Origin of the sequence: Streptomyces sp. 130, from assembly GCF_007096885.1 — a bacterium.
Lineage (GTDB): Bacteria > Actinomycetota > Actinomycetes > Streptomycetales > Streptomycetaceae > Streptomyces.
Genome location: NZ_VJNO01000100.1, coordinates 1 through 1431, shown reverse-complemented (window position 1 = coordinate 1431; position 1431 = coordinate 1). Strand labels below are relative to the sequence as shown.

Genomic DNA, 1431 nt, shown 5'->3' with positions numbered 1-1431 from the left:
TCAGTAGCGGTAGTGGTCGGGCTTGTACGGGCCGTCGACCTCGACACCGATGTACGCGGCCTGCTCCGGGCGGAGCGTCGTGAGCTTCACGCCGAGCGCGTCGAGGTGGAGCCGGGCGACCTTCTCGTCCAGGTGCTTGGGCAGCACATACACATCGGTCGGGTACTCCTCGGGCTTCGTGAACAGCTCGATCTGCGCCAGCGTCTGGTCCGCGAACGAGTTCGACATCACGAACGACGGGTGCCCCGTCGCGTTGCCCAGGTTCAGCAGACGCCCCTCCGACAGCACGATCAGGACCTTGCCATCAGGGAACGTCCACGTGTGGACCTGCGGCTTGACCTCGTCCTTGACGATGCCCTCGATCCCCGCCAGGCCCGCCATGTCGATCTCGTTGTCGAAGTGACCGATGTTCCCCACGATCGCCTGGTGCTTCATCCGGGCCATGTCCGAGGCCATGATGATGTCCTTGTTGCCCGTCGTCGTGACGAAGATGTCCGCCTGCTCCACCACCTCGTCAAGAGTGGTGACCTGGTAACCGTCCATCGCCGCCTGCAGCGCGCAGATCGGGTCGATCTCCGTGATGATCACCCGGGCACCCTGACCCCGCAGGGACTCCGCGCACCCCTTGCCCACATCCCCGTAACCGCACACCACCGCCGTCTTCCCGCCGATCAGGACATCGGTCGCGCGGTTGATCCCGTCCACCAAGGAGTGACGGCAGCCGTACTTGTTGTCGAACTTCGACTTCGTCACCGCGTCGTTCACATTGATCGCCGGGAAGAGGAGAGTGCCCTCGCGGTGCATCTCGTACAGGCGGTGCACACCCGTCGTGGTCTCCTCCGTCACGCCACGGATCTCGGAGGCCAGCTGCGTCCACTTCCGCGGCGACTCACCCAGCGTCCGGTTCAGCAGCGTGAGGATGTGCGCGTACTCCTCGCTGTCCGCCGTCGCCGGGTCCGGGGCCGCGCCCGCCTTCTCGAACTCGACACCCTTGTGGACGAGAAGGGTGGCGTCACCACCGTCGTCCAGAATCATGTTCGGACCGCCCGTCGGGGTGTCCGGCCAGGTCAGCGCCTGCTCCGTGCACCACCAGTACTCCTCCAGCGTCTCCCCCTTCCACGCGAACACCGGAACACCCGCCGGCGCCTCCGGAGTGCCGTCCGGCCCGACCGCGATCGCCGCAGCCGCGTGATCCTGAGTGGAGAAGATGTTGCAGGAAGCCCAGCGCACCCGCGCGCCGAGAGCGACCAGCGTCTCGATCAGCACCGCCGTCTGCACCGTCATGTGCAGCGAACCGGTGATCCGGGCACCCGCCAGCGGCTGCGCCGCGGCGTACTCCCTGCGGATCGACATCAGACCCGGCATCTCGTGCTCGGCAAGCGTGATCTCCTTCCGCCCGAAAGCGGCGAGGGAGAGATCGGCGACCTTGAA

The 1431-nt window shown here is 66.4% G+C and carries 1 protein-coding gene; it reads right to left on the bottom strand.

The annotated features are described in order from the left end of the window. Positions 1-1431, bottom strand: a 1431-nt coding sequence (gene ahcY / locus FKN01_RS32155) for an adenosylhomocysteinase (protein WP_143626173.1), incomplete at its 5' end; no start/stop codon positions are given.